General features: G+C 40.7%; 21 protein-coding genes and 2 tRNA genes. 11 read left to right on the plus strand and 12 right to left on the minus strand.

What is annotated here, in order from left to right; all coding sequences use genetic code 11:
- Positions 1–969: 969 nt before the first annotated feature.
- The 5 genes from ACWIB3_RS00600 to ACWIB3_RS00620 form a co-directional block, all read right to left on the minus strand.
- Positions 970–1044, minus strand: a tRNA-Val gene (locus tag ACWIB3_RS00600).
- Positions 1045–1106: 62 nt separating this feature from the next.
- Positions 1107–1184 (minus strand) — tRNA-Val (locus ACWIB3_RS00605).
- Between the two features lie 178 nt (positions 1185–1362).
- Positions 1363–1686 carry a DUF6686 family protein gene (locus tag ACWIB3_RS00610; RefSeq protein ID WP_185215839.1) on the minus strand — a complete coding sequence of 108 codons (324 nt, stop codon included), beginning with the start codon at positions 1684–1686 and terminating at the stop codon, positions 1363–1365.
- 219 nt (positions 1687–1905) lie between these two features.
- A complete protein-coding gene (locus ACWIB3_RS00615; RefSeq protein ID WP_313261053.1) occupies positions 1906–2622 on the minus strand; it encodes a 3-keto-disaccharide hydrolase in 717 nt (238 codons plus the stop codon).
- A 128-nt stretch (positions 2623–2750) separates the two neighbouring features.
- Positions 2751–3272: an NADPH-dependent FMN reductase gene (locus ACWIB3_RS00620; protein ID WP_185211409.1), complete on the minus strand. Its 522-nt coding sequence runs from the start codon at positions 3270–3272 to the stop codon at positions 2751–2753.
- A 214-nt stretch (positions 3273–3486) separates the two neighbouring features.
- On the opposite strand from ACWIB3_RS00620, the gene ACWIB3_RS00625 reads away from it, so the two are divergent.
- The 5 genes from ACWIB3_RS00625 to lepB are packed head-to-tail and all read left to right on the plus strand — an operon-like array spanning position 3487 to position 8160.
- Entirely contained in the window at positions 3487–4287 is an 801-nt protein-coding gene (locus ACWIB3_RS00625; protein ID WP_185211408.1) for a ParA family protein, read from the plus strand.
- A 1-nt stretch (position 4288) separates the two neighbouring features.
- On the plus strand, positions 4289–5209 hold the full coding sequence (locus tag ACWIB3_RS00630) for a ParB/RepB/Spo0J family partition protein (RefSeq protein WP_254526594.1): 921 nt from the start codon (positions 4289–4291) through the stop codon (positions 5207–5209).
- Positions 5209–5955, plus strand: coding sequence for a DUF5683 domain-containing protein (locus ACWIB3_RS00635; protein WP_454290641.1), 747 nt, complete (start codon positions 5209–5211; stop codon positions 5953–5955). Before ACWIB3_RS00630 ends, ACWIB3_RS00635 begins: the two co-directional genes overlap by 1 nt.
- 15 nt (positions 5956–5970) lie before the next feature.
- Positions 5971–6714: a 4-hydroxy-tetrahydrodipicolinate reductase gene (dapB, locus tag ACWIB3_RS00640; protein ID WP_185211405.1), complete on the plus strand. Its 744-nt coding sequence runs from the start codon at positions 5971–5973 to the stop codon at positions 6712–6714.
- A gap of 3 nt (positions 6715–6717) precedes the next feature.
- Positions 6718–8160 (plus strand): signal peptidase I, encoded by a 1443-nt coding sequence (gene lepB / locus ACWIB3_RS00645; RefSeq protein WP_185211404.1) that lies wholly within the window; start codon positions 6718–6720, stop codon positions 8158–8160.
- Positions 8161–8231: 71 nt separating this feature from the next.
- Here lepB and ACWIB3_RS00650 read toward each other — a convergent pair whose 3' ends face one another.
- Complete coding sequence (locus ACWIB3_RS00650; RefSeq protein WP_185211403.1) at positions 8232–8948, minus strand: pyridoxine 5'-phosphate synthase; 717 nt, start codon at positions 8946–8948, stop codon at positions 8232–8234.
- Positions 8949–9056: 108 nt separating this feature from the next.
- Between ACWIB3_RS00650 and cdaA the strand changes: the two genes are divergently transcribed.
- The 3 genes from cdaA to ACWIB3_RS00665 all read left to right on the plus strand — a co-directional run bounded on the left by cdaA (position 9057) and on the right by ACWIB3_RS00665 (position 13793).
- Positions 9057–9851 carry a diadenylate cyclase CdaA gene (gene cdaA / locus ACWIB3_RS00655; RefSeq protein WP_185211402.1) on the plus strand — a complete coding sequence of 265 codons (795 nt, stop codon included), beginning with the start codon at positions 9057–9059 and terminating at the stop codon, positions 9849–9851.
- Positions 9852–9956: 105 nt separating this feature from the next.
- Entirely contained in the window at positions 9957–10865 is a 909-nt protein-coding gene (locus tag ACWIB3_RS00660; protein WP_454290642.1) for a 2-oxoadipate dioxygenase/decarboxylase family protein, read from the plus strand.
- A gap of 3 nt (positions 10866–10868) precedes the next feature.
- On the plus strand, positions 10869–13793 hold the full coding sequence (locus ACWIB3_RS00665) for an FAD-binding and (Fe-S)-binding domain-containing protein (RefSeq protein WP_454290643.1): 2925 nt from the start codon (positions 10869–10871) through the stop codon (positions 13791–13793).
- Positions 13794–13868: 75 nt separating this feature from the next.
- Here ACWIB3_RS00665 and ACWIB3_RS00670 read toward each other — a convergent pair whose 3' ends face one another.
- The 5 genes from ACWIB3_RS00670 to ACWIB3_RS00690 all read right to left on the minus strand — a co-directional run bounded on the left by ACWIB3_RS00670 (position 13869) and on the right by ACWIB3_RS00690 (position 18508).
- The gene (locus ACWIB3_RS00670) at positions 13869–14714 is read right to left on the minus strand and encodes a DUF2911 domain-containing protein (protein WP_185211399.1); all 846 of its coding nucleotides are present in this window, start codon (positions 14712–14714) and stop codon (positions 13869–13871) included.
- A gap of 86 nt (positions 14715–14800) precedes the next feature.
- A complete protein-coding gene (locus ACWIB3_RS00675) occupies positions 14801–16075 on the minus strand; it encodes a sugar MFS transporter (RefSeq protein ID WP_313261049.1) in 1275 nt (424 codons plus the stop codon).
- A gap of 268 nt (positions 16076–16343) precedes the next feature.
- Positions 16344–16769 carry a hotdog fold thioesterase gene (locus tag ACWIB3_RS00680; protein WP_185211397.1) on the minus strand — a complete coding sequence of 142 codons (426 nt, stop codon included), beginning with the start codon at positions 16767–16769 and terminating at the stop codon, positions 16344–16346.
- Positions 16759–17295 carry a DinB family protein gene (locus tag ACWIB3_RS00685; protein ID WP_185211396.1) on the minus strand — a complete coding sequence of 179 codons (537 nt, stop codon included), beginning with the start codon at positions 17293–17295 and terminating at the stop codon, positions 16759–16761. The genes ACWIB3_RS00680 and ACWIB3_RS00685 overlap by 11 nt, the downstream gene beginning before the upstream one ends.
- Entirely contained in the window at positions 17276–18508 is a 1233-nt protein-coding gene (locus ACWIB3_RS00690) for a sensor histidine kinase (RefSeq protein ID WP_185211395.1), read from the minus strand. The genes ACWIB3_RS00685 and ACWIB3_RS00690 overlap by 20 nt, the downstream gene beginning before the upstream one ends.
- A 78-nt stretch (positions 18509–18586) precedes the next feature.
- Here ACWIB3_RS00690 and gltX point away from each other — a divergent pair, with 78 nt between their 5' ends.
- The 3 genes from gltX (at position 18587) to ACWIB3_RS00705 (ending at position 21970) form a co-directional block, all read left to right on the plus strand.
- Positions 18587–20116, plus strand: coding sequence for a glutamate--tRNA ligase (gene gltX, locus ACWIB3_RS00695; protein WP_454290644.1), 1530 nt, complete (start codon positions 18587–18589; stop codon positions 20114–20116).
- A 23-nt stretch (positions 20117–20139) separates the two neighbouring features.
- A complete protein-coding gene (locus ACWIB3_RS00700; protein ID WP_454290645.1) occupies positions 20140–21015 on the plus strand; it encodes a sugar phosphate isomerase/epimerase family protein in 876 nt (291 codons plus the stop codon).
- A 157-nt stretch (positions 21016–21172) separates the two neighbouring features.
- A complete protein-coding gene (locus tag ACWIB3_RS00705; protein ID WP_454290646.1) occupies positions 21173–21970 on the plus strand; it encodes a hypothetical protein in 798 nt (265 codons plus the stop codon).
- Positions 21971–22019: 49 nt separating this feature from the next.
- Here the strand turns inward: ACWIB3_RS00705 and ACWIB3_RS00710 are convergent, their stop codons facing one another.
- Entirely contained in the window at positions 22020–22496 is a 477-nt protein-coding gene (locus ACWIB3_RS00710) for a hypothetical protein (protein WP_313261046.1), read from the minus strand.
- Between the last annotated feature and the right edge of the window lie 421 nt (positions 22497–22917).

Raw genomic sequence — 22917 nt, forward strand, 5'->3', positions numbered from 1 at the left:
GGGACTGTTCGCTAATACAATCATGGTCTGTATAGTTTCGAGACCTTTCGTTCCTCAAGGTGACACAGGAAAAGAAATCTTGAGGGCATCGGAGGATGTCCCGAAGAGTATCGGAATAACCCTTTCTTGCTTTGAAATAGTTTCCTCATCTTACGATTTCGGAATGACCACATTTCCCTAAAATAACAAGAAATAGATTCTTCGCGTTGCTCTGAATCCCTCTTTATCGGATCTCTGATTCTGAACGATCAGTGAAGAATCTGTACGTTTCTTCTTTATACGGACGTGTCATTCTGTACCTTCGGTACAGAAACTGTTTACTAATACAATCAGTATTCGCATGGTTCCGAGACCTTTCGTTCCTACCAATGACAAGTTTGTTAAATCTGTGTTTCTAGGTATTTAGCCCGCAAATTTATTTTTCTGATTTATTTCTCTTTTGGCGAACTACTGCCCTGGAAGGGCAGAATTATTTTAGAATTGGTATTGAACTATAAAGGGTTAATGCAAAAACGATGTTCGATTAATCGAACATCGTTTTTGCGCTACTTTCAGGCTAACGTACCATACCAGCTAAAATAATGGAACCCCAAAAGGGGTTCTATATTTAAAAAATAAAAGAGCTAATTGATTTTCATTGCCAATTACTGTCATCAACTTCCAATAAATTTAGTCCAAATTTTTACTTCTCAGGGTGGCACAAGGAAAAGAGAGCGTATTTGTGGCCTATTGTCCAATGAGACAACATTATTTTATCTGGATGGTTTGAGGCCAAATAGGGTAAAGCAAAAAAGCATCAATTTCTTGATGCTTTTCTTTCGGTAGTGGAGGCTACTGGATTCGAACCAGTGACCACTTCCGACTTTAGGACGGAATGCTCTGAACCAGCTTCACCGCCCTGGAAAAACATCCATTTAGTACCTTTAAACGCAAAAAAGCATCAATTTCTTGATGCTTTTCTTTCGGTAGTGGAGGCTACTGGATTCGAACCAGTGACCCTCTGCTTGTAAGGCAGATGCTCTGAACCAGCTGAGCTAAGCCTCCTTTTTATTGACCACTTCCGATTTGACATCGGAATGCTCTGAATGACTGAGCTTGGTCTTTTTTGGTGGAGAATACTGGATTCGAACCAGTGACCCTCTGCTTGTAAGGCAGATGCTCTGAACCAGCTGAGCTAATTCTCCTTTTCCGTGTTGCGGTGTGCAAATATAGGGGTTAATTCTGATTTACAAAATATTTTATGGATATTTTTTGTGGGTGAATTGGCAAATTATTCAAAGCCAAATAATTAATTTGATTTTTAGTGTGGCGTCTTGGATACTGAACGATCATAAATGTAGTGGGAAAGTCCATTAAAGCCTGCTATTGCAAGAAAGAATAGATTCTTTCCATGTAATAGGCTTCATCTAAAGACCTGACCAATTCAGTCATTTCAAAGTGGTTGAAGGAAAAATTGATTCCCGAATAGGGGCTGTTCAATAAGATCCGTTCTCGGCCATCTGGAAATGATACGGGGCTGCTTTCGGCATAGATGTCCTTCACGATCCTTCGGAACATGATGAAATCTTCTTTGCTGAAGTTGATGAGGATATTATTGAAACAAAGGTGTATGATATTCTGACCCTCTGGCATACTGATGAAGCCTTGGTCATTTTTGGAGAGAATTCTTAGGCGACAGTTGTCCATATATAGCCAATCCCGTTTTTTATTTGTGCCTGCATTACCCGCATGCCTATCTTCATGCGGGTAAACAGGACTTCTGTATAATTGAAACTGTTTTCTTTGCTGGAGTAAAAATAGGTATTATTTAGAATGATTATAAATAATAGTTCCTTTATGACATTGGGATTATATATTGTCGCCTGAGTTAAAAAAACGTCAGTATTTCTACTGTAATAGCCGTGTCTACAGTTCTCTGATGACGATATTTCGGAAACCAACAGAGTCTGTATGATTTTGGAATGCTATCTTTCCTTTAGGGTATGTCGCAAACGCTGGATAGTTTTTCATGTTGCTATTGGCAATCTTTTGTTTGAATGCAGGGGTATTGATGCTATCTTGGAAGGTGATCTTGTCGTTGAGCCAAAAGGTAACCTGTCCATCTTGCTGTTTGATCTTGGCTTTGTTCCATTCGCCGAAAGGATTGGGCTTGGAGTTGCTGCCTATACATTCCACTGAATAGAGACAGCCTGCCCAATGCGTGGAATCTACCTGATGCCTTGGTTCGGCATTGGCATTGTCAAGGAGTTGCATTTCTAGTCCAGTTGCAAAGGTGGCTGCGTAGGTACTATCCTCGCGAACATTGATGAATACACCACTGTTTCCTCCTTTTTTAACCTTCCATTCGAAGTCCAGTTCAAAGTCTTGGTATTCTTTGTCGCTGATCAAGTCGCCGAATTCTCCATTGCCCTTCGGGTCACAGATTAATTCGCCATTGTCGACCTTCCATTTGGAATCCATATTTCCACGGTTGTACACATGCCATCCGGTCAAGTCCTTTGCATTGAAAAATGCACTGGAATCTGAAGTTTCTGGATTTTCTTTTACGGTTGAGGATTGGTTACAGGAAGCTAATGCTAAGGAAAGGATAAGTGCAACGGATTTGATAGGGTTGGTCGACATAGTTGTTGATTTTTAAAATTTTACAAAGGACTAAATGTAAAAAGAAAAATCAAGAAAATTTTGGGAGGACCCTAGAGAATAGCTTGTATAAAGAAAATATGACAGTGGAACCTAAAAAGCAGCTGGGCCTAGAAGCGTTCGATTTCGTCGATCTGTTCCATGATAAATTTCAAGGATATAGGATCTTGAAATTCTTCTTCTGAATTCAATTCGTTTTGGATCAGTGGAATGTGAATCTTTAAGGGCAAGACGTGCATGCGCATATAGTTGCATACACCAGTGAAGTGGTCCACGCCACGGATATTCCCATATTTTCCTGTTGATACCCCGACCAGAGCGGCCTTTTTGTGATAGAAAGAGGCAGGGAATGCGCAGGCATCTATAAACACCTTTAAGATTCCCGGGTAGGAGCCATTGTATTCTGGGATGATAAACACGAATTTTTTAGCTGCAGACACTTTTTCCTGGATCTCGGCAAAGGCTTCGCTGCGTTTTCCATATAGATCCGTATCAATGATATCATGGGGAAGATCCTCAAGGGAAAGTATCTCAAACTCTTCGCCCCTTTTTGACAATTCCTTTTGATAAAATTTTGCAACTTTTAATGAGTTGGAACGTTTTCTATTTGTGCCTGAGATAATTAAATTCATTGTTTGATGTTACATGTAAAAAGCAATAGCGTTCGGTATCAATACCTAAATCTATTTTTCGTATCTTAGCATCCTGACTTGGTAGAATGAGATTCGCTTCAAAATTAGCAAATTTAACATCATTTAAGTGTCTAATATCATCAAGGTATGTTAATTTGCATATTGAAGTGAAATAATGCCGGTCGACATTATTTTCAAAAATTGAGGAATCACAATGGGAAAGATTATTGCCATAGCCAATCAAAAAGGAGGAGTTGGTAAAACAACCACCTCCATCAATCTTGCTGCGAGTTTAGCTGTGTTAGAATATAAGACTTTGTTGGTGGATGCGGATCCGCAAGCAAACTCCACGTCTGGAATTGGTTTTGATCCTCGCGCCATTAAGACCAGCATTTATGAATGTTTGGTGAATGATGTGACAGCAAAAGAAGCCATACAGGCCACCGATACTCCAAATCTAGATCTATTGCCAGCCCATATCGACTTGGTCGGTGCGGAGATTGAGATGATCAACCTGGAGGAGCGCGAATACAAGATGAAACGGCTTTTGGATGAAGTGAAGGATGATTATGATTTTGTCATCATTGACTGTTCCCCATCTTTAGGGCTAATTACCATCAATGCACTTACAGCTTCAAATTCAGTGATCATTCCGGTTCAATGTGAGTATTTTGCATTGGAAGGATTGGGTAAGTTGTTGAATACAATTAAGATTGTACAGACACGATTGAACACCGAACTGGAGATCGAAGGTATTTTATTGACGATGTACGATGTTCGTTTGAGGTTATCGAACCAAGTAGTGGAGGAGGTGCGCACGCATTTCCACGATTTGGTGTTTGATACAATTATTCAGAGAAATACGCGTTTGAGTGAAGCACCAAGTTTCGGGATTTCAGTAATCATGCATGATGCATCCTGTAAAGGTGCCATCAATTATTTGAACCTTGCACGTGAGATTTTGGAGAAGAATGGATTATTAAAAGAGAATAATAAGCAAACTGTAACAGTATAGTATGGCAGCACAACAGCGGAAAACAGGATTAGGTAAGGGTTTAGGCGCATTGCTTCAACAGGAAGTGATCAGTAGTCCTAAAGACAAGACGGCCGATGTTCCTGCGAGCAAGACACCGAGCTCTCCTGCCGGTAGCATAAACTTTATTAAAGTAGAACAAATATCGATCAACCCTTTTCAACCGAGGACAGATTTTGATGAAGGAGCCCTAAGGGAACTATCTGAGTCTATCGAGGTACAAGGTTTGATCCAGCCAATCACCGTTCGTCAGGTTGGTAAGAATGAATACCAATTGATCTCCGGTGAAAGAAGGTTGAGGGCGTCCAAATTGGCAGGTATTACCGAAATCCCTGCTTATGTGAGGACTGCAAACGATCAACAGATGCTAGAAATGGCACTGATCGAAAACATTCAACGCGAAAACCTGAATGCCATTGAGATTGCATTGAGTTTCCAGCGAATGATCGAGGAATGCAGTCTGAAACAAGAGGAACTGGGCGATCGTGTAAGCAAGAACCGCTCTACAGTAACCAATTACCTTCGTTTGTTAAAACTTCCTCCTGTGATCCAGGCGGCAATCCGTGATGGAGATTTATCCATGGGACATGCCAGAGCCTTGATCAATGTCGGAGAGATCGATAAACAGTTGTTTATATTCAAGGAGATTGTTGAAAAAGGATTGTCGGTACGTAAGGCTGAGCAATTGGTCCGTGAGGTTCAACAGGCTAAGGATAAAAAACAAAAAGGCAAAAAAGAGGCAGCTTTGAATTTTCAATATCAAAAGATTGAGGATGACCTGGCTTCGAAATTTGCCACTCGTGTAAAATTGAACGTGAAATCTACAAAAGGGAAAGGAGCCATTGAGATTCCTTTTAACTCGGAGGATGATTTGAGCCGAATTTTAGAGTTGTTAGACTGGTAATGTATAAATTTTTACTGCTCTTTGGGATGATCTTTTCCTTTACTTGTCTTAAAAGCCAAGTGAAAGATACCATTCCTGACTCTACGAAAATGGTCCAAGTGCAGGATTCTGTAAAGAAAGCTGCGCAAGATACCGTCAAGAAAGAGACTCGCGCGGAAAGGAAAGCCAGGATAAAGGCTGAAAAGGAGCGTGAGAAATTCTATTATAAGGATATCCGTAAGGATTCAGCAAGGTTGGCGATCGAAAGATTGACCAGGATTGCCTGGAAAAGATCTTTGATTTTACCAGGTTGGGGACAGTATACCAATGGGGGCTTATGGTGGATCAAGGTTCCGGTCATTTACGGAGGATTTGTTGGTGCAGGTCTGACCTTTAATTACTGGCAATGGTACTATAAAGAGTTCTTAGGTGAGCTGCAATATCGGGAAGAGTTTGGGCAGCCGTCCAATCACGAATCCTTGGGTATCAATAGTAGCTGGACCGTTCAGGGTTTGGTTCAACAGAAGGATTATGGTCGCAGAAACCGTGACCTGACGATCTTGCTAACGGTAGGTTGGTATGGATTGAACGTGGTTGAGGCCTATGTGGATTCGATCCTGAAAAACCGTTGGAATATCAGTAATGATCTGAGTTTTAAGGTTTCACCAACCTTACTTCCTAACTATGCTTATACACCGGGGATGGGTACTTTTTCTGGAAGCGGATTTGTATCTCCGGGTTTGAAAATGACCTTTACCATTAAATAAAAACCAATTAACTATATGAAAATCGTTTTATTAGGTTATGGAAAAATGGGGCAACTGATCGAGCGCTTCGCCATGAAAAGAGGGCATGAAGTGGTTTTGATCGTTGATGAAAGAAATAGGGACAGCATTACTTCCGAAGATCTGGAGGAAGCTGATATGGCTATTGATTTCAGTACTCCAAATGCAGCCTTAGAAAATATCAGTCTTTGTTTTGAGTCCAATCTGCCCCTAGTGGTCGGAACCACGGGTTGGTATGAGCATTTGGACGAAGTGAAAGATACTTGTTTAGAAGCTGATCAAGCCTTGCTATATGGCTCTAATTTCAGCATTGGAGTGAATATCTTCTTCCATATCAACAAGATGTTGGCAAAGGCCATCAATCCATATAAGCAATACGATGTTCAGGTGGAGGAAATCCATCATATTCATAAATTAGATGCCCCAAGCGGAACAGCAATTACCATTGCTGAAGGGATTTTGGAGAACAGTGATGAAAAGAAATCCTGGGTAAATTCTGTGGAAGGGTCTGGTGAGGAAGTCATTCCAAAGCCAAATGAATTGCTGATCGAAAGTTTAAGAATAGAAGAAGTGCCTGGTACCCATACTGTTTTGTACAGCTCGGAAGTTGACCAAATCGAATTCAAGCACACTGCTCATAGCAGGGAAGGCTTTGCTTTGGGTGCGGTTATTGCGGCTGAGTGGCTTTTTGGAAAAAAAGGGTTTTATCAGGTGACTGAAATGTTTGATTTTAATAAATAATATATGTGGTATATCATTTTAGCCATATACATCATTGGTTCCGCTTACGGACTGTACTTATTGTATAGAAAAGCGGGCAAGCAAGGATGGGAAGCTTTTGTTCCTGTTTATGCACAATATGTCATGGCGCAATTGGTTGGAAGGCCAACCTGGTGGATAGTGTGGCTATTTGTTCCGATTGTAAATATCTTTATAGGGTATGATCTCTTATTGAACTTGATCAAATCTTTTGGGAAACGTAGGTTTTGGGAAAATGCTGCTGCAGTGTTGGTTCCATTTATCGTTTTGCCAATCTGGGGCAGGGACCCGAATGTGAAATATTTGGGACAGTCCACTACCGAGGAATTCAAAAAGAAATATCCATATAAAAAGTCAGTAGCTAGAGAATGGGCTGACGCCATTATTTTTGCTACCGTTGCCGCAACGCTGATCCGCGGTTTCTTGATTGAAGCCTATATGATCCCTACTGGATCGATGGAAAGAAGCTTGTTGGTTGGTGACTTCTTGTTCGTAAGTAAGCTGAACTATGGCCCAAGGATTCCGATGACTCCTCTGGCATTTCCTTTTGCTCACCATACCATGCCTGTCACTGGTGGAAAAGCTTATTCTGAAGCGATCAAGATCCCATATAAAAGACTTCCTGGATTTCAGGATATCAAGAGAAATGATGTGGTTGTATTCAACTACCCAATGGAAGCTGATGCACCTTTCAATAGACCTATCGATAAACGCGAAAACTACATTAAGCGCTGTGTGGGTATGCCTGGGGATGTTATTTCCATGGAACGCACAAAACTATTTGTCAATGGAGAACCTGCCTTTACGGATGAGGATTTTCAGACCAACTATTTGGTCATAACAGATCCGAACGGCCTCAACCTTCAGAAATTGTTGGATATGCGTATCGAGATGGACATGCTGTATACAGATCCAAGTATGGGTCAATATGCGATGCACATGACAAAATCTGAGGCTGAAGAGGTGAAGAAATGGTCCAACATCAAGGAATTCAGAGAGATTATTTATGAGCCAGGGGATGCGAATCCAGGTTTTCAGGCTTTCCCGATGTATACCAATGGGATCATTTGGAACTATGATAACTTTGGCCCTATCCAGGTTCCTAAAAAAGGATGGACCGTTAAGTTGGATTCATTGACAGTTCCATTGTACGAAAGAGCGATCTCGGTTTACGAAGGAAATACCTTTGAAAAGAAATCTGATGGCTATTATATCAATGGACAGAAAACCGACAGTTATACCTTCAATATGGATTACTATTGGATGATGGGTGATAACCGCCATAATTCATTGGATTCGAGAGGTTGGGGTTTTGTGCCGGAAGACCATATCGTTGGTAAGGCCTTGTTCACATGGTTGAGCTGGGATGAGAACGGATCCTTCCTGTCGAAAATTAGATGGAATAGAATCTTTAGACCGATTCATTAAGGTCAATAGCAAATAGAAAATGGGAGTCAGCAAAACTGGCTCCCATTTTTCATTTATGTGTTCTGCCTATGCTATTTTAGGCAGGCTAAGTATCTCTTGATGGTTTCTTCCAAACCTAGGTAAAGGGCATCGGAAATCAGGGCGTGGCCAATACTGACCTCCAATAATCCAGGGATGTTCTGATGGAAATATTGTAGGTTGTTTAGGTCAAGATCATGGCCGGCATTTAATCCCAATCCAACCTTTTGTGCTGCAAGTGCTGCCTTAACATAGGGTTCGATCGCTTTTTCAGGATCATTGGTAAAATCAGTTGCATAGGCCTCGGTATACAGTTCAATTCGGTCGGTTCCCGTTTCTGCTGCTGCTTCAACCAATTCTACAACTGGATCGACAAAGATAGAAACACGGATGCCCTGATCTTTGAAAAGCTTCACCATTTCGGAAAGATATTCACGGTGCTTGATGGTGTCCCAGCCATGGTTTGAAGTAATCTGTCCTTCTTCATCAGGAACCAAGGTCACCTGAGCGGGGTTATTCGCAAGGACCAAGTCAATAAATTTCTGCTCACGGCAATTACCTTCAATATTGAATTCGGTACTGATGTTGGCCTTTAAGTCATAAACATCCTGGTAGCGGATGTGTCTTTCGTCGGGTCTTGGGTGTACGGTAATTCCCTGTGCGCCAAATTTCTCACAAGCTAGGGCGGCGGCAAGAAGGTTTGGAACATTTCCACCACGGGCATTTCTCAGGGTCGCGATTTTATTGATATTTACTGAAAGTTTAGTCATAGTTTAGCTCCTTTTTACAAATTTACTGTTTTGCACTGCCATATTCCTATCATTTTATGATTTTAAATAGGTTCATCAATGGATAATATTTTTTAAATTGCAGGAAGTATGGATGGTTTGGACTTCAATCTATTAAGTGGCTTCAGGCTACTGGATTTCATCGATATATTGCTCGTGGCAATTATCATCTACTATGTCTATAGCTTGATCAAAGGGACTATAGCCGTAAATATCTTGATTGGTGTGGGGTTGTTTTACGGTATATATCTAGTCGTAAAGCAGATGGAGATGCGCCTTTTGACCGAGATATTCGGCGGTTTTATCTCTGTAGGATCCATTGCCTTGATTGTCGTGTTCCAGCAGGAAATACGGCGTTTCCTTTTACATATCGGTAAAAATATCTCCCTAAGGCGGAAGAAGTTCTTGTGGTCCATCTTTGGAGGCAAGAAATCTACCCACCGTGAGAATGTTGAATTTATCAAACCTATCGTGGAGGCTTGCCAGAACATGTCAAAGTCTAGAACTGGTGCGCTATTGGTGTTTTCAAGATATTTTGATGAGGAATATTACCAGACCAGTGGTACGATGATCGATGCGCCGATTTCCAAAAGATTATTAGAGAGTATATTTTTCAAAAATTCCCCTTTACACGATGGTGCCGTTATTATTGTGGACAACAGGATCATGACAGCGAGCTCGGTACTTCCCCTGTCGGACAGTGAGGACCTGCCGCCTCAGTTTGGATTGAGGCACCGCGCAGCAATCGGTGTGACCGAGGTGTCTGAAGCTGTGGCCGTTATCGTATCGGAAGAAACCGGAGAGATTTCCTTCGCGAAGGATGGAAATATCAATATGAACCTGACTGCCGAGGAGTTGGAGAAGATTTTAGCGGAAGAATTGTAGTTTTCCTGAATAATATTTTTGGTTATCTCTTTTTTGCTGAACAATAGTTTTTGTTTGATAAATTTTAGATAACTTTATTCAAATTATAAGACTAAATTCATTGTTATGCATTTCGACGAAAAAAAGCCTATTGATATAGTGTTGAACGATTTGTTTGAACATTACCGAGCGAACGTTTCAGATGTTGATAAGATTACCAAGGCTCTTCTCGAGCGTGGAGTTGTACAATCGCAAGCTGACATCGTAAATGACCATATTGCATTCCGTACCTTAGGTGTTCCCAATCTAGGAATCGCCTCCTTCGAGAAGATTTTCCTTTCTTTCGGCTATAAAAAGATGGATTACTATTATTTTGAAGGCAAGAAACTTGACGCACATTGGTATGCACCTCCTGCTGACCATTATCCCCGAATATTTGTTTCCCAATTGCGAGTGTCTGAGTTGAGCCAAGCCGCCCAAAAGATTATCCTGAAATATACGGCTCCAATCACTTCTGATCCAGTGGATGCATTGGATCTGAACAATGGACAGCAATTGGCAGACTTCTTACAGAAGCCTTTATGGGATCTACCTACTTCCTCTGAATATGAAACCCTGCTCGCAGAAAGTGAATATGCGGCTTGGGTCATCTATAATCGCTATTACTTGAACCACTATACCATCTCTATCCATGAATTGAAAGATGGATATAATACCCTCGAAGAGTTCAATGCATTTTTAGAAAGCATTGGCATTAAATTGAACACTTCGGGTGGCAAGATCAAAACAAGTGGAGACAATCTTCTTAGACAGAGCAGTACGGTTTCGGCCTTGTATGATGCTAAATTTGCAGACGGTAAAACCTTGGAAATTGCAGGTAGTTATGTTGAATTTGCAGAACGCAGTATATTGCCACAGTTTATACATTTAGCAAAGGAAGAAATTAAGAGAGAGCATCGTCGTGACGGCTTCGAGACGAACAATGCCGATAAAATATTCGAAAGTACCTATACATCACAGATTAAAGGATCATAACTTATGGAAGAGCAGTTGACCCTGCTTTCGGAACAACTAAGTGGTGAACTATATTGGGATGAAAAGATGCGTCTGTTATATGCAACGGATGCTTCTGCTTATCGTGAGTTGCCACTTGCAGTAGCTTACCCCAAAGATAAGCAAGACCTTCTTTTGCTTATTAAATTTGCCCGAGAACAAAAGACTTCATTGATTCCTAGGACAGCTGGGACTTCCTTGGCTGGTCAGGTGGTTGGCGCAGGGATCGTGGTTGATGTTTCTAAATATTTCACGGAAATACTGGAAGTCAACCAAGCAGAATCCTGGGTGAGGGTTCAGCCCGGAGTAATCCGCGATGAACTGAATCTTTTCCTAAAACCCTATAAACTATACTTTGGCCCTGAAACTTCAACGGCCAATCGTGCTATGATTGGTGGGATGGTAGGCAACAATTCTTGTGGTTCCAATTCATTGATCTATGGAAGTGCCAGAGAGCATACCTTAGAGGTGGAAGCCTTGTTGAGCGATGGTTCTGAAGTAACGTTCAAAGCATTGAGCTTTGAGGAGTTTGACAGCAAATGCAAACAAACTGATTTGGAAGGCCGGATCTATCATGAAATCCGTAGTATGTTGGGCAACTACCATAATCAGGAACAGATCCGTGAGAACTTTCCAAAGCCTTCTATTCATCGTAGAAATACAGGCTATGCGGTTGATATGCTTCTGGAAACCGATCCTTTTACAGCGGGGAAAGAACCTTTCAACTTCTGTAAACTGATCTGCGGTTCGGAAGGAACCCTTGCCTTCATTACCGAAATTAAGGTGCATGCCAATCCATTGCCGGAAAACCCAAGTGGATTGCTTTGTATTCATTTCAATTCCTTGGAAGACGCCCTTAAGGGAAATCTTATTGTTTTGAAACACCATCCATTGGTCAGCGAACTGATGGATAAATATATTTTGGAGTGTACCAAGAATAATCTGGAACAATCCAAGAACCGCTTTTTTGTAGATGGTGAACCTGAAGCAATCTTGATAGCAGAGTATGATGGGCTGGATCAGGAGGCTATCCTGAGCAAAGTTAAGGCTGTTGAGGAAGATCTTCTGGCTCATGGACTTGGTTATCATTTTCCAGTGGTACTAGGTGCTGACAAAAAGAAGGTCTGGAACCTTCGGAAAGCAGGTTTAGGCTTGCTTAGCAATGTGCCAGGGGATGAGAAGCCTGTCGCGGTTATCGAGGATACTGCAGTTGATGTGGAGGATCTACCGGCCTATATCAGGGATTTCAATGAAATTCTAACGAAGTACAATCTTTATGCTGTTCATTACGCCCATGCGGCAACTGGCGAGCTCCACTTGAGGCCTATCATCAATTTGAAGACTGAGGAAGGCAATCAGCTATTTCGTGAAATAGCCCTTGAAATTGCTCATTTGGTGAAAAAATACAATGGTTCCTTGAGCGGTGAGCATGGAGATGGACGATTGCGAGGGGAATTTATTCCGCTCATGATCGGAGAGCATAATTACCAATTGCTAAAGGAAATTAAAGAGACATGGGATCCGGAAGGGATCTTTAACCCCGGAAAGATCGTTGATACCCCTTCCATGAATAGCTCCTTGCGCTATAAGCCTGGACAAGCCAATAGAGAAATCAAGACCGTATTCAGGTATAAAGGACAGACCATTTTACAGCATGCTGAGCAATGTAATGGTTCTGGGGATTGTAGGAAGTCGCATTTATCAGGTGGTACGATGTGCCCTTCATATATGGCTACAAAAGATGAGAAGGATACAACAAGGGCACGAGCGAATATCCTGCGAGAGATGTTGACCAATTCGGAGAAGGCGAATCCTTTTGACCATGAGGAAATCAAGGAGGTCATGGATCTATGTATAAGCTGTAAAGGTTGTAAATCTGAATGTCCTTCCAGTGTGGATATGGCCAAATTGAAGGCAGAGTTCTTACAAGCCTATTACGATAGCCATGGTATTCCATTCCGATCAAGAATGATAGCCCATGTGGATACTTTAACGCAGTTGATGCAACCTATATCAGGTCTGTACAATTGGGTAGTGGAATCAAAGCTAACTTCTGGTCTAGTTAAAAATGTTTTGGGATTTGCTCCTGAAAGACATATCCCTAAAATTGCTTCAAAGACCTTGAGAAAATGGTTCCAAGGAAAGGACAAGCCCTTTTCTGGGCATAAGGAACCAATTAAATCTGTATACTTTTTCTGTGATGAATTCACCAACTTCAATGATGTGGAGATTGGCAAGAAAGCTGTCATTCTCTTAGAGAAGTTGGGCTATGAGGTGTTGATGGTGCCACATGCCTTTTCTGGAAGAGCCTTATTATCGAAAGGCTTATTGCGTGAAGCCAAGAAACTGGCCAATAAGAATGTGGAGACCTTCCGTGGAAGGTTGAATTCGAATACTAAGCTGGTTTCTGTTGAACCTTCGACCATTTTGACCTTCAGGGATGAATATGTGGACCTTGTAGACGAAGATTTGATGGCTGATGCCGAAAGGATCGCTCCTTTTGCATTGACTATTGAGGAGTTTATTTGGGAAGAATATATGGTCGGGAATATATCATCTAACCAATTTGTCTCGAAGGAAGAAAATATTCTTTTACATGGACACTGCCAGCAAAAAGCTTGGGGGCTGTCGCCAATCGTTGCTAAGATCTTGGAGATACCGGCCAATTATAAGGTGAAGGAGATACCTTCCGGGTGTTGCGGTATGGCGGGCTCATTTGGTTATGAAAAAGAGCACTATGCGCTATCGATGAAAATTGGAGAGCTAGTGTTATTTCCGGCCGTGCGTGGAAAGGCTGATGAGACCTTGATTGCTGCACCAGGAGCAAGCTGTAGGCATCAGATCATGGACGGAACGGGTGCTGGAGCTTTGCATCCAATCGAGATATTATTTAATGCCCTTAAAAGGTAAGGGACAGTAGTTGTTTATAAAAAAAGAAAGCGGAGATCGATGGTTCGGTCTCCGCTTTCTTGTCAAATGAATATTTTATTTTTTCGCAGCTTCTAGCGCTTGCGTGTTCAATTTTACATATTCTTGGTTGTTGCTTGCTTTTGCAATTGCTAAACCTTCTTCAGCAGCCTTAATTGCTCCGGCCTTATCGCCAGCTTTCGCCAATACGATTGATTTCCAATATTTGATATGAGGAGCTTTTGTGTTTCCTTTGTCAGCCTCTTTCATCCAAGTCACGGTCTTTTGCATATCAAGACCATTGCTGAAATAGTACATAGCAGCTTGGAAATATGGTTTCTTATCACCTTTCATCGCTTCTTCGATGTTTGCCATGATCTCTTCTTTTTGATCTACAGCAATATTGAAAGAAACTTTTGTTTTCTCCCAGCTTAATGAAAGATCTAATGATTGCTCATGTACATCATCAAATTCAATGGTGAAGGTTTCAACAGGGTTTTCTAAGGTTGTAGGTTTTACTTTTACCCGCAATACATCATCTTCAGCATTGTAGGTATAAGCACCCCACTGTTTTGCATTCGTATTGAAAACGATTGTCCATTCTTCTTTTCCTGGGATGGTAAATAGGGCATAAGTACCTGCCTCGAGCTTTTTACCTTCGATCATTACTTCAGATTGGAAAGTGATATTGGTTGCATCATTGGCACCCGTACGCCATATTTGATCATAAGGAACTAGATCTCCGAAAATAACACGTCCTTTAGCACTTGGACGCTGATAAACCACACTAATCTGTTCTGTTCCCAAATCCTGTAGGATAAACTGGGTACTACTTGGTTGAGGCAGCTTTAATTGTGCTTCTGCTTGAGAAGACGTAAATACAAGCCCTGCCGCAACAAGGATACTTAATGCTAATTTTTTCATAATCATTTTAATAGAATATTCGAAGATAAGAAAAACTTCAAAAAAACAATGGAGTTAGTACACTAACCCCATTGCCTTGCTTAAATTTAAGCATGTGTCTTTTTCCTGACCTTGTGCCCTGAAATGGCATAGTATAAGATAAAGAGGTAGCATGGTAAAGCAATCCAGTATGCTTGGTGCGAATTAGTTACGTGGGCTAATTGTCCATATAACAATGGAATTACTGCTCCACCGGCGATACCCATCACCAAGATACCTGATGCAGCACTCGTGAACTTACCTACACCTTTTAACGCTAATGGCCATATTGCCGGCCACACCAACGAGTTTGCAAAACCTAATAGGCCTACCAAAGCCAATGATAATATTCCATCCGTGAAAACAATACCAATGGTCATGATGATACCTAGAATTGCACAAAGTTTTAATGCGGTTTCTTGATTTAAATATTTTGGGATAGCGATGATACCGATGATATAACCAGCAACCATCGATAACATGGTAATCCAAGGGAAGAATGAGGCAGTTGCCAAAGGAATACCCAAGTATTTACCATAAGCAATGATGGTGTCTCCAGCCAATACCTCTACCCCAACATAAGCGAAAAGAGCAACAAAGCCTAATAATACATGCGGGAAATCGAAGATAGACTGCTTAGATTCAGTTAAATTATGATGTTGAGCATCTTCCTCCTCATCACCTTTTACCTCTGGGAGATGGGTCTTAGATATCCAGAAGGCTAATATTAACAGTACGACTATAATACCGATATAAGGATTTACCACTTCAAGAGCCATGTTATCCAAGGCAGTTGATTTTTCTGCAGGCGATAAAGATAGGATCTCGTTTTGAAGTTTATCCACTTCATCTACCTTCAATAAGTAGCTGAATAATGTAGTGGCGATAGCTCCAGCTAATTTATTACAGATCCCTAAAATACTGATTCTTTTAGCCGCAGTTTCCACAGGGCCAATGATTGTGATATATGGGTTTGATGCCGTCTGTAAAATAGCCAAACCACCACCCATAACAAACAGTCCAGAAAGGAACAGTAAATAGGTTCTAGTATAGGCTGCTGGGATAAATAATAATGCTCCGAAGGCCATGATACCCAAGGCAACGGCCATTCCGTTTTTAAAACCAAATTTATTTAACACCCAAGTGGATACCGGTGCCATTACCAAGTAAGCGATATAAAAGGCAAAGGTCACAAAGTAAGATTGTACTTCGGAAAGTTCACAGGCAATCCTTAAATAGGGGATTAAAAGGGAGTTTAACCAAGTGACAAAACCAAAAATGAAAAAGAGGGATGATATAATGATCATTGGCCCTACGGTCGATTGATTATTTTGATTACTCATAAATTTGATTTACAAATTAATAATAAGGTAGCTACAAGGCTAATAAAATAATTCGGTATTTTAAAACGCAAAATAACAAGCAATCGATTGCATCTGGCAGAAAAAATCTATTTATTCCACTCTTTCAGGAGTCTAGGAAGTCAGTCTACAAGATTTTTTATTTAATAAAAAAGAGACATTAAGCTAATGTCTCTTCTAAAAACCTAAACCGTATCATAAAACCATATAGATATGATACAGGTTCAACAGATGTTGGAACAAATTGTTTTTAGGCTGTCGGTTTTTTTATCACAGCAATGGTAAGCCTTGAAATACATACCAGTTGATTACGTTCGTTGTGGATTTGTATATCCCAAACATGGGTGGTCTTGCCTATATGGTAAGCCTTGCAAGTTGCACGGACCAAACCTTTCGTGACAGGTCTGATATGGTTGGCATTGATCTCCAATCCTACACCGGCCCATTCATTTGAATCGATGACCATATTGGAAGCTATGCTGCCTACAGATTCGGCCAATACACAAGATGCGCCGCCATGCAATAGACCATAAGGTTGTTTTACTTTTTCAGTAACAGGCATTTCGGCCACCAGGCAGTCCGGAGTGATGGAAACAGCCTTGATGTCCAAGAAGCCGGTCATGTTGATGGCAAAAAGGCCATTGATTTCTTCTAGACTATATTCTCTATACCACATTGTTGTTTAAATTTTGATCTTTTAGATAACGGGATTTCAATAAAGTAACATGGTGGTTTAGGTGTCCTGCAATAATATATAAAAAGGCTCTCACACTGATCAAGCGGTCAGAAGCCATACCTTTTCTATTGAGTTCTGTTTCATCAAAGGAGTTGAACAGGAACATGTTTGCTTTGCGCAGGTGGATAAACTCTTCGGCGATATCATCCATTTTTCTTTCGTTATGTCTTCCGTTGGCAACAAATTCATCCTGCTCAAAGGAAGCCAAGGCGGTCATGTCATTCCTGCCGAACCTCAGAGCTCTATAGGTCATGATTCGCTCTGCATCAAGGATATGGCACAGCACCTCTTTGATGGTCCATTTCCCTTCGGCATATGAAAAAGTGCCCAATTCTTCCGGGATACTCGCAATAAATTCAGGAAAAGATTCAATTTGTTCATTTAATTCTTCCATTACATCACCAGTAATGGTTTCGATATAATCATTGAAAATCGCTGGGTATTCGTCAGATTTGAGTGGGTTCATAGCGTAAATTACTTTTTAATACAATTCTAAATGTTGTACCTTTTCCTAATTCAGATTCTTTGACAAAAATTTGTCCTTTGTGATAGTATACCATCCTCTTGGTCAAGCTCAAGCCTAATCCCCAGCCTCGCTGCCTGGTGGTATATCCTGGTTGGAAAATGGTTTCCCAATTTGATCTCGGGATTCCCTTTCCTGTATCACTAATGTCTATAAAAATTTCTTCTTTTGCAATGTTTTCCGAAATGTTGACCGTGATCTTTCCTTCGCCTTCGATGGCATTGACTGCATTTTTCAATAGGTTTTCGATGATCCAGTCAAATACTTGTACGTTCAGTTTAGCTTCCACCTGTTGGTCGCCTGTCAACTCAAACGATATCCTTTTACTGGTCCTTACCTTGAAATAATTCACGTAATCTTCAACAATCTTAAAGATGACCTGGTTTGATAATGAGGGAGTTGACCCGATTTTCGAGAAACGGTCCGCTACGATTTCCAGTCGCTGCACGTCCCTTTCCATTTCATCCAACAGGGAATTGTCTTTCCCCTGATAGGTTATCCTGGCCAGTTCAAGCCAGCCCATCATAGATGATATGGGGGTTCCCAATTGATGGGCGGCTTCTTTTGCCATACCGACCCAAACTAGGTTCTGTTCAGAATCCCGAATGGAGTTAAATACAGTATAGGCAACGATAAGGAAGACGGCGATCAAGGATAACTGTATATATGGAAAAATCCTGAGTTGGCTCAGTGCCTTGGAGTCATGGTAGTACACCAGCCATTTCTCGCCGGTATCCAAGGAAATATGGATAGGCGGATGGGCCTTTTTCATCTTAGCCAATTGCTTTTCGAAATAAGGCGGATCATAAACTAAGGAAGTTGCGGAATCTTGCGTTGAAGGGTGAATATTTGTCTTGGTGCTGTCCAGGTCTCTCCAAAAAATGATCTCTCCCGATTCCTTGGTGATAATGGCAGGTAGAGAAAGACTATCTCGAACGGCATAGATAAAGCTGATGAACTGATCATCTACATCGGGCATCGAAACGATGCTTTGGGTGCTCATTGCCCATACTTCAGCTTTCGTCCGTTCCGACTTAGAAAGGCTTTTGACCAAATAATTGGAGTAAAGCAACGATGCAGCAGCAATCAATGCCGCAAATAAAAAAAGGAAAAACTTCCACTGTTGTTTATTGTATCGATAGGGATGTTGCTTCATAACTCTTCAATTCAACCAAATTAATCATTTTAAGATTGCTACGAGAAAGAAAAGTAATAATTGCTTAATTTTGTGGTTATGAGTTCAGACAAAAAAGTAAGGGTCCGTTTTGCACCTAGTCCTACAGGCGGATTACATTTAGGCGGCGTTCGTACCGCATTGTTCAATTATCTTTTCGCGAAACACAATAATGGCGAGTTTATCTTACGCATTGAAGATACCGATCAGACCCGTTTTGTGCCCGGTGCTGAAGAATATATTATGGAATGTTTAGCATGGTGTGGTTTGAATCCCGACGAAAGTCCCAACCACCCAGGCAACTTTGGCCCTTACCGTCAAAGCGAACGTAAGCCTTCTTATAGAAAGTTTGCTGAAGAACTAGTGGAAAAAGGCTATGCTTATTACGCCTTTGACACGGCAGAAGAGCTGGAAGAACAGCGAAAAATACATCCTAACTTCCGCTATGCTCACGATAACCGCATGAGCTTAAGAAATTCCCTTTCCCTAGGGCAAGAGGAGACTGCGCGTTTGTTGGCAGATGGTGCCGCACATACCATCCGCATCAAAATGCCTGAAAACGAAGTGGTTTCTTTTGATGATATGATCCGTGGTCGTGTGAGCTTTGAAACAAGCCTTGTTGATGATAAGGTTTTGTTGAAAGCTGACGGCATGCCTACCTACCACCTAGCGGTAGTAGTAGATGATAGAGCTATGGAGATTTCCCACATCTTCAGAGGTGAAGAGTGGTTGCCATCTGCTCCAGTCCATATTTTGTTATGGGATTATTTAGGCTGGAAGGATGAAATGCCTAATTGGGCGCACCTTCCATTGATCTTAAAACCAGATGGAAATGGAAAATTAAGTAAACGCGATGGAGACCGTTTAGGATTCCCGGTTTACGCCATGAATTGGCAAGACCCTAAGTCAGGTGATCTTACCACTGGATTCCGCGAAAGAGGCTTCCTTCCAGAAGCATTTATCAATATGCTAGCCTTGTTAGGTTGGAACGATGGTACCGAACAGGAACTGTTTGACATGGATCAACTGATCCAGAAATTCTCTGTGGAGCGTATCAGCAAGGCCGGAGCTAAATTTGATTTCGAAAAAGCTAAATGGTACAATCAGGAGTGGATCAAACGTGCACCTAATACCGAACTTTTACCCGAAGTGAAGGCTGTATTGGAGAAACATGAGGTTCAAATTGCTGAATTTGGAGATGATTTTGTGGAAACTATTCTTGATTTAGTTAAAGAAAGATTAACTTACATAGAAGATTTTTGGGAGCAAGCTTCATTTTTCTTTCAAAAGCCAGCAAACTATGATGTCGATGCAGTAAAACCTAAATGGAATCAAGATAAAACAACTTTCTTTAATGAAGTAGCTGATTTATTTCAAGAACAATCTTCTTGGGATGCTACAACTCTTGAACCTCTATTTAAACAGAAGATAGCAGACTCAGGAATGAAGATGGGAGAATTGATGATGCCATTCCGTATCATGTTGGTTGGAGGAAAATTCGGACCCGATGTATTCAAGATTGCTGAGGTATTGGGCAAGGATGAAGTCATCGAAAGAATCAAGATTGCTGCTCCAAAATTTCAAGACTAAGAACTCAACTTAAATCAAATTATATGAAACAACTTAGTAAATTGTTTGTAGGATGCTTGGCCGTTGCCTTGGTCATTTTCTCATCCTGCTCTAGCAATGCCCCTGCAGCAAAGGGAACCGTAAAGGCTAAAGGCCCATTCCCTGAAGAAAAGTTAGGTTGGCATTTAGGTTCTCAAGCCTATACCTTCAGACTATTTTCTTTTGCAGAAGCATTAGATAAGATCGCTGCGGCAAACCTTCGTTATGTAGAGGCTTTCCCTGGTCAAACTGTAGGCGGGGGTAGCTCAGAAAAAATGACTTATGAACTTTCTCCAGAAGGACGTCAATTAGTGAAAAAACTTTTAAAGGACAGAGGGATTACCGTTCATGCTTATGGTGTAGTAGGTGCAAAGGATGAAGCAGAATGGGAAAAAGTATTCCAATTTGCTAAGGACTTTGATATTAAAGTAATCAATGCAGAACCAGCAGAAAATCAATTGGACTATATCTCAAAACTTTGTGATAAATACGATATCAAAGTTGCCATCCATAACCATCCTGATCCATCGCATTACTGGAATCCAGATGTAGTGCTTAAGGCCCTAGAGGGAAGAAGCAAAAGAATGGGAGCTGCAGCAGACGTTGGTCACTGGATGAGATCGGGATTAAATCCGATTGAATGCCTTAAAAAACTTGAAGGCAGGGTTTACCATGTTCACTTTAAAGATTTGAACGCCTTCGGTGATAAAAAAGCGCATGATGTGATCTGGGGAACAGGTAAATTAGGAATGAAAGAGGTACAGACAGAATTAAAGCGCCAAAATTTCAAAGGAATGCTTTCTGCTGAATACGAATATAACTGGGAAAACAGCCTTCCAGAAGTTACTGAAAGCGTGGTAAACTTTAGAGCCGCTCTTTAAGTACAAAATGAATTATCGAATGGGCAATAAGGCAACTTATTGCCCATTCTGTTTTTAAGTCTCTTCCACAAGCTGTTCACAATTGTTTGGAAATTAAAGACATACACAATTGTAAATTGGGTATATTTATACATATATCATCCGCAATACTTCGTTTATGAAAAATTCCCTGATCAGCTTTATTCTATTGCTTCTTTTAATGATGTCATGTCAAGAAGGAACCGAAAACAAAACCAATAAAAATGTATTGGATCTGAAAAACTCCAATTTTGATGAAAATGTCCTAACCATTTTTGGGAATTGGATGGCAGAGGAAAATAATGTTAGTCTTGGTTCCTTAATGGAACATGAACTGAGTGATGAGAAGCTGGCATACCGGATCAAAGATCCAATAATAAGTGCAATCCATATTCAGGTTCCAAAAGCTGATTTTGGGTTTCTCCTGGAAAGCCCTTTCAAAGACAGTATCGCTTCCTATGGACCATTGTTCTTCAAGACCGTTTCGGTAGTCACCGATCTCCATAAAAAACCTGTCGCCTACCAGGCCTTAGCTTTTTATAGATCTTTGGCGACGAGGGATAGCATACTATCTATCCTATATAAAGAATGGGGAAAGCCTGATCTTGAAACCGTAGTAAATAAATCGATTGGGTTAAAAGCCCAAGAATGGATATTGAAAGATAGAACCATCCAAATTGTGCCGTTCAATGCCAAAGAACTAAGCCTATCTTCATCAAGCCCTGATGACGATTATTACCAAGTTGACTTCCTAATGATCGATAATGCGCATAAAGAGGCGCTCAATAAGGCACATTACTATGAGTTTACAGAGGATATTGAGATAGAGGGAAAATTAAGGAACCATACTTATTTCGACTTGAAGAAGAATCAACTTTTTGCCGATAGGTTTTTGTTATATAGCGAAGAGGAAAAAGATAAGGGGGCAGGGAATTAAGTTTTAAAAGATACTTTGTAAGGCGTTAGTCAAAGTATCATTTTCATTCTTAATAGTTTCGGATCCACTGTTTTAGGACTTTCCGGTCTGAAGGAGCTTCTTTCCAGATTTCTATCCGGTAGTGATCATTGGGGTTGCGGTCATCAATTCCATTGTAAGGGTCATTAAGGTTATAGGAATAAATCCTGACCCTGTATGCCCCATTTTCTAATGGCACAGCGAGAATAGTTTCGCTATTTGGACAGTCTTGGATTTCCATAACCCCTGAAGTTATCTCCAGGCTTCCTTCCACGATATGGTCCGCTTGAGGATCAATGTCCTCATTTGGGTCCTCTAAAGTTTCCAGTTCACCCTTGACAATGGAGAAGTCGTTTTCAACGGCAACTCCCAACGTGTTTTTTTCCACCGCTAGGCGCTCCTTTAGCGCCTTGTCGCTCCAAAACTCCAGATCGTCCATTTCACTGACCTCAGCTATGTTCACCAAATAGAACTGGCCATACTGCGTGAAAAAATCGAGTTTGTACATTTTACTGCTTTTTAGGTGTTAATTGTATTAATGTATAAATATATTTAATTCGATTATTAAATAATGGGAAAATATGTAATTGTTTAACCACAAAAAAGTTTTATGCCTTAATATCAATAATCTGAGAAAACAAAACAGTCTTTTTAGGAAAAAGAATGTCGGCTAAAATTTAATTCAAGCTAATATTTGTGTAAATAAGTCAGATAAAAAATTTTACAGCTATAACCGAAATCTATTGTAACTTTTGCCTATTAGGTCTATGGTAGATTTTCTCTCGATTAAGTTCAAAATAGAGTGGGGAATTTAGAGTAATATTTTCCTTAATAATTATTGAGAAGTTAATATTAGTGCTGTTTCAAGATAAAATTGAAATATGAGCCAAATGAAAATTTGAATTTCTAGTCCAGAATATAGAAATGTG

The sequence above is a fragment of the Sphingobacterium sp. NPDC055431 genome (genome assembly GCF_053644255.1).

Coding starts and splice junctions, on each gene's coding strand:
- ACWIB3_RS00610 (WP_185215839.1), bottom strand. CDS start 1,686: ATGGACAACTGTCGCCTAAGAATTCTCTCCAAAAATGACCAAGGCTTC.
- ACWIB3_RS00615 (WP_313261053.1), bottom strand. CDS start 2,622: ATGTCGACCAACCCTATCAAATCCGTTGCACTTATCCTTTCCTTAGCA.
- ACWIB3_RS00620 (WP_185211409.1), bottom strand. CDS start 3,272: ATGAATTTAATTATCTCAGGCACAAATAGAAAACGTTCCAACTCATTA.
- ACWIB3_RS00625 (WP_185211408.1), top strand. CDS start 3,487: ATGGGAAAGATTATTGCCATAGCCAATCAAAAAGGAGGAGTTGGTAAA.
- ACWIB3_RS00630 (WP_254526594.1), top strand. CDS start 4,289: ATGGCAGCACAACAGCGGAAAACAGGATTAGGTAAGGGTTTAGGCGCA.
- ACWIB3_RS00635 (WP_454290641.1), top strand. CDS start 5,209: ATGTATAAATTTTTACTGCTCTTTGGGATGATCTTTTCCTTTACTTGT.
- dapB (WP_185211405.1), top strand. CDS start 5,971: ATGAAAATCGTTTTATTAGGTTATGGAAAAATGGGGCAACTGATCGAG.
- lepB (WP_185211404.1), top strand. CDS start 6,718: ATGTGGTATATCATTTTAGCCATATACATCATTGGTTCCGCTTACGGA.
- ACWIB3_RS00650 (WP_185211403.1), bottom strand. CDS start 8,948: ATGACTAAACTTTCAGTAAATATCAATAAAATCGCGACCCTGAGAAAT.
- cdaA (WP_185211402.1), top strand. CDS start 9,057: ATGGATGGTTTGGACTTCAATCTATTAAGTGGCTTCAGGCTACTGGAT.
- ACWIB3_RS00660 (WP_454290642.1), top strand. CDS start 9,957: ATGCATTTCGACGAAAAAAAGCCTATTGATATAGTGTTGAACGATTTG.
- ACWIB3_RS00665 (WP_454290643.1), top strand. CDS start 10,869: ATGGAAGAGCAGTTGACCCTGCTTTCGGAACAACTAAGTGGTGAACTA.
- ACWIB3_RS00670 (WP_185211399.1), bottom strand. CDS start 14,714: ATGAAAAAATTAGCATTAAGTATCCTTGTTGCGGCAGGGCTTGTATTT.
- ACWIB3_RS00675 (WP_313261049.1), bottom strand. CDS start 16,075: ATGAGTAATCAAAATAATCAATCGACCGTAGGGCCAATGATCATTATA.
- ACWIB3_RS00680 (WP_185211397.1), bottom strand. CDS start 16,769: ATGTGGTATAGAGAATATAGTCTAGAAGAAATCAATGGCCTTTTTGCC.
- ACWIB3_RS00685 (WP_185211396.1), bottom strand. CDS start 17,295: ATGAACCCACTCAAATCTGACGAATACCCAGCGATTTTCAATGATTAT.
- ACWIB3_RS00690 (WP_185211395.1), bottom strand. CDS start 18,508: ATGAAGCAACATCCCTATCGATACAATAAACAACAGTGGAAGTTTTTC.
- gltX (WP_454290644.1), top strand. CDS start 18,587: ATGAGTTCAGACAAAAAAGTAAGGGTCCGTTTTGCACCTAGTCCTACA.
- ACWIB3_RS00700 (WP_454290645.1), top strand. CDS start 20,140: ATGAAACAACTTAGTAAATTGTTTGTAGGATGCTTGGCCGTTGCCTTG.
- ACWIB3_RS00705 (WP_454290646.1), top strand. CDS start 21,173: ATGAAAAATTCCCTGATCAGCTTTATTCTATTGCTTCTTTTAATGATG.
- ACWIB3_RS00710 (WP_313261046.1), bottom strand. CDS start 22,496: ATGTACAAACTCGATTTTTTCACGCAGTATGGCCAGTTCTATTTGGTG.